This window comes from Parasegetibacter sp. NRK P23, from assembly GCF_023721715.1.
Classification (GTDB): Bacteria; Bacteroidota; Bacteroidia; order Chitinophagales; family Chitinophagaceae; genus Parasegetibacter.
The window spans coordinates 1-4160 of sequence record NZ_JAMDLG010000028.1 but is presented as its reverse complement, the minus strand read 5'-3'; the positions used below and the strand labels follow the sequence as shown (position 1 = coordinate 4160).

Annotated in this window: 6 protein-coding genes; all 6 read left to right on the top strand. The window is 36.5% G+C overall.

The window, feature by feature from the left end; genetic code table 11:
- Positions 1–197: 197 nt before the first annotated feature.
- The 6 genes from M4J38_RS19415 (at position 198) to M4J38_RS19390 (ending at position 3958) form a co-directional block, all read left to right on the top strand.
- Positions 198–935, top strand: a complete 738-nt coding sequence (locus M4J38_RS19415; protein WP_251761473.1) for a hypothetical protein — start codon at positions 198–200, stop codon at positions 933–935.
- Positions 936–1095: 160 nt separating this feature from the next.
- The gene (locus tag M4J38_RS19410) at positions 1096–1527 is read left to right on the top strand and encodes a hypothetical protein (protein ID WP_251761472.1); all 432 of its coding nucleotides are present in this window, start codon (positions 1096–1098) and stop codon (positions 1525–1527) included.
- A 217-nt stretch (positions 1528–1744) separates the two neighbouring features.
- Positions 1745–2047 carry a nucleotidyltransferase family protein gene (locus M4J38_RS19405; RefSeq protein WP_251761471.1) on the top strand — a complete coding sequence of 101 codons (303 nt, stop codon included), beginning with the start codon at positions 1745–1747 and terminating at the stop codon, positions 2045–2047.
- Positions 2037–2375, top strand: a complete 339-nt coding sequence (locus tag M4J38_RS19400; protein ID WP_251761470.1) for a DUF86 domain-containing protein — start codon at positions 2037–2039, stop codon at positions 2373–2375. The genes M4J38_RS19405 and M4J38_RS19400 overlap by 11 nt, the downstream gene beginning before the upstream one ends.
- Before the next feature lie 162 nt (positions 2376–2537).
- Positions 2538–3161: a hypothetical protein gene (locus tag M4J38_RS19395; RefSeq protein ID WP_251761469.1), complete on the top strand. Its 624-nt coding sequence runs from the start codon at positions 2538–2540 to the stop codon at positions 3159–3161.
- 158 nt (positions 3162–3319) lie between these two features.
- On the top strand, positions 3320–3958 hold the full coding sequence (locus M4J38_RS19390; protein ID WP_251761468.1) for a hypothetical protein: 639 nt from the start codon (positions 3320–3322) through the stop codon (positions 3956–3958).
- The last annotated feature ends 202 nt before the right edge of the window (positions 3959–4160 follow it).

Genomic DNA, 4160 nt, shown 5'->3' with positions numbered 1-4160 from the left:
CTGCTTTTTCAAGACTTTCAATTTTATAAAAGTATTGAGCTTTGGAAAGAATCGGCTACACACAACAGCGGTTTACTAATAGCCGGGTAAGACGGTAATCGTGATGTTCATATTTCAAAGTAAATTCAATCTCGGTAAGACTGTTTACGTTTCTAAACTCCCGTCCATCAGTAAGCCGTACCGTTGGCGGTAATTTTATGAGAACCCCACTAATCATTATAATTCTTATTTTTTCTAGCACTTTGTTTGGACAATCAAAGACGCTTACCAATGTAATAAATGGAAAAGGCGACACATCCTTTGGGTTTAAATATCACAATTTACTTGCAAAAGACTTGTCATTTTCTCAAATTGATACATCTACATCCCCGTTTCATTTCAGAGTTTGGAAAACAAATCAGGTTCTTGATATTTTTCAAAATAGTGACGGTTCATATGCTGGAGAACTAACATCTTGGTTGACAGAGCAAACACCCGACAAGGAAGATCCCACAGATAGAATATTAGTGGATAAAAGAAAACTTAGTATTGACACTATTAAAAATATTATCTGCTTTATTGAGGCTTCACAGATTAACAAGTTGCCAACCGACGATTCTATTCCTGGTTGGAAACATGGTTTTGACGGCATTACTTATACAATTGAAACGTCCACACAAAAAACTTATTCATTCAAAACTTACTGGACTCCAACTGCTCAGGACACAACATTAACAGAAGCCAGATATCTCCAATCTTTCATTGATAGGATTTTTGAATTTGCAAACAGCACGACAGCTTGGATTCAGTTTGAGAAAAGTATACCATATGAATGCTATAATGTTGGAATGACAATTCGTTGTAAGGTGCTGACAAAAAAGCAAAAGAGACATTTTTTAAGAGAAAGAAAAATCTACCGCCAACAGCGGTTTACTAATAGCCGGGTAAGACGATAAACGTGATGTTCATTTTTCAAAGGAAATTCAACCTCGGTAAGACTGTTTACGTTTCCAAACTCCCGTCCATCAGTAAGCCGTACCGTTATGCGCAATTAAAACTACTTAGAGAGTTACCTGCTTTGGCTTGACCTTTTGAGATACAAATGATACACGGATTATGAGTTGCATTTTGACCATCGGAGGAGCTGATTTCAATATTGATGATTTTATTGACAAGCATGACTTAAATCCATACAAGAAAAGTTATAAAGGATATCCAAAGTTTAAATCAAATCCAGACGGAGAAAAGCTCGTTTCTTCAAGTTTTTCGATTGAGGTGAGTTTGGCAGACTTTGCTGACCCTGAAAACCAGCTTAATGACGCTATTTTATTTCTTACTGGCAATGAAGAATGGCTTTCGGATATTCCATTGACGACTAAAATAGATTATGCCATTTTAGATTTTGGATTTCATATTATTTATGAACATGACTTTTGTAAGTCTATAAAAATAAAAAATGACCTTCTGTTGAAGGCTGGAAATTTGGGACTTGAAATCCAACTTTCTTTTTACTCTATTGATATTGACGATGCATTGACCGTTAGCTAATTTTTATTTTGCGGGCGCATAACAATAGTTTACTGAATAGCCGGGTAGACGGGTAACGTGGCGTTCAGTTTTTCAATTAAATTAACTCACGGCAAGACTATTTACGTTTCCAAACTCCCGCCCATCAGTAAGCCTTACCGTTGGGTGAAATGTGTTTCAGATCTTCCAAATTGACTGCATTCTAAGTCGACTAAAAACTTTTATATTTGCCTTATCAATGAATTTGTTAGAGAAACATATAGACGCTATTCAGAAACTTTGTAAAGATCACAAAGTCAAGCAGTTGTATGCTTTTGGTTCGGTGCTTACAAATCAGTTTGATAAAAAAAGTGACGTTGATTTAATGGTCGAGTTCGATCCACTAGATGTATCAGTCTACGCAGACAATTATTATGACCTTAAGTTTTCCCTTCAAGATTTATTAAAACGGCCAATTGATCTCCTTGAGGAAAAAGCCGTAAAAAATCCTTTCTTCCGCCAACATATTTTGCAGCAAAGACAACTTGTTTATGGACATTGAGATAAAGGTGTGGCTTTATGATATTTTAAATGCTATAAATGAGATTGACTGCTTTTTCATTGACACTCCTAAAGAGTTTGTCGCCTACCAAAATGATTTAAAGACTCGTCGTGCGGTAGAGCGTAATTTAGAGATAATAGGAGAGGCAATGAAACGTATTCTGCAAAAGGATGACAGTTTAGAACTCTCAAATTCTCGAAGAATAGTTGATACACGAAACCGTATCATCCACGGATATGATTCAGTCTCGGACGAAATTATATGGTCAATTGTTGTAACACATTTACCGGTTTTAAGGACAGAGATCGAAATTCTTCTAGGAGAGTAATCACACTCCACCCAACAATAGTTTTGCAATAGCCGGGTAAGACGGTAAACGTGATGTTTGGTTTTCAAAGTAAATTCAATCACGGCAAGACTGTTTACGTTTTTAAACTCCCGGCCATCGCAAAGCCGTTACGTTAGCGGCTATTTTATCGACACCTAAAAAATGAAACTAATAATCCTGAATATTTGTTGCTTTTTAGTTTGTCTGACTGCTTACGGGCAAGACTCAACTTTCGATATAGGTAAGTCGCAAAAAATAAATTTCACAAAATATTCATTGGCTGAAAGAGTCGGTTTTTATCCTTTCAATATAGCTTTTAAAGTGGCTATCGTGTCTTTCGACAAGCAAGTGAAAAAGATTGACAGTTCAGATTGGAGGTTTGGTAAATCTTCCTATAAAGACTACAAGGGAGACGTTGAATACGGATTACAGTTTCTAAATGACACAATTTGCCTTTCAAAACTAACACAGATAAAAATTCTCGATACCAATCAGGTTGATTCATTGACTGACATACTCTACAACACATGCTATCGTTGGACAATCACTGAAACTACCAAAGCAATGTGCTACTTACCACATAATGCAGTTCTTTTTTTCGACAAAAATGAAAAGGTTATCGATTATATCGAAATTTGTTTTGATTGCTATCAATTCAAATACAGCAATAATAGAATTGAGAGGTTTGACCAGTGCGACTTTGCAGTTTGGGATTTGAGAAAGTATTTTAGGAAGTTGGGATTATGTGTGACAGAGAAAGACTTTGATAACAAAACAAGCCGCTAACAATAGTTTACTGAATAGCCGGGTAGACGGTAAACGTGATGCTTGGTTTTATAAATAAATTCAATTGCGTCAAGACTGTTTACGTTTTCAAACTCCCGTCCATCAGTAAGCCGTTACGTTAGCGGTCAGGCTATGAGACGTTAACGAAGCAGAAACGAATGGAATTTATCAGACGACTTTTCAACATAAGTAAAAAATCCAATGACAGTTGGACAATGTTTAGCACTTCAAAAGCTGAAAGGAAAGGATTACTCGTTTCCATGGGAGAAATTACAATCGGTGACGACTTTTTAAAAATTGAGAATTATCCATTTGAGCCATCAATTGCTTACAAGCAAAATATCTTCAAGGCAAACCAAATTGACGACATTGACGTAAAATCATATCCACCAACATTTAGAATTGGGAATGAAATAGTTTTTTTAGAATCAGATAAAAAAGAAATACTTGAGGTATTTGCTGCAAAAAATGGAGTTAAGACTGTTGAAAGGTCTTGGATTTGGGGTTGGATACTTGAGCCATTTTTAGACACGGAGTATACAGCCGAAACCGACCAACGACTAACGAAACTTTTAGAAAGCCACGGACTTACAGCAGGCCAAGTAAAATCTATAAGGGCCGAAGTCGAAACTCAAATGCTTAAATATAACTTTGACACAATGCTTTGGGAATGGGGCGGATTTGACGCTTCGGACGTTCTGAAAGCAATGCGTACGAAATATAAAAAGGACGAATACGAAGACTTTTACAGACGCGTTATGGAGATAGCCCTATTAAGCATAAAGACTGCCGAATAACAAAAGCCCGAACCGCTAACATCGGTTTACTGCTAGCCGGGTTAGACGGTAAACATGATGTTCATTTTTCAAAGTAAATTCATTTGCGGCAAGACTGTTTACGTTTCCAAACTCCCGTCCATCAGTAAGCCGTACCGTTGTGTGTAATTTTTGACGATTCCATATATGAACAGACTTAAACTTTATTTATCTTTTATTCTGA

Coding starts and splice junctions, on each gene's coding strand:
- M4J38_RS19415 (WP_251761473.1), top strand. CDS start 198: ATGAGAACCCCACTAATCATTATAATTCTTATTTTTTCTAGCACTTTG.
- M4J38_RS19410 (WP_251761472.1), top strand. CDS start 1,096: ATGAGTTGCATTTTGACCATCGGAGGAGCTGATTTCAATATTGATGAT.
- M4J38_RS19405 (WP_251761471.1), top strand. CDS start 1,745: ATGAATTTGTTAGAGAAACATATAGACGCTATTCAGAAACTTTGTAAA.
- M4J38_RS19400 (WP_251761470.1), top strand. CDS start 2,037: ATGGACATTGAGATAAAGGTGTGGCTTTATGATATTTTAAATGCTATA.
- M4J38_RS19395 (WP_251761469.1), top strand. CDS start 2,538: ATGAAACTAATAATCCTGAATATTTGTTGCTTTTTAGTTTGTCTGACT.
- M4J38_RS19390 (WP_251761468.1), top strand. CDS start 3,320: ATGGAATTTATCAGACGACTTTTCAACATAAGTAAAAAATCCAATGAC.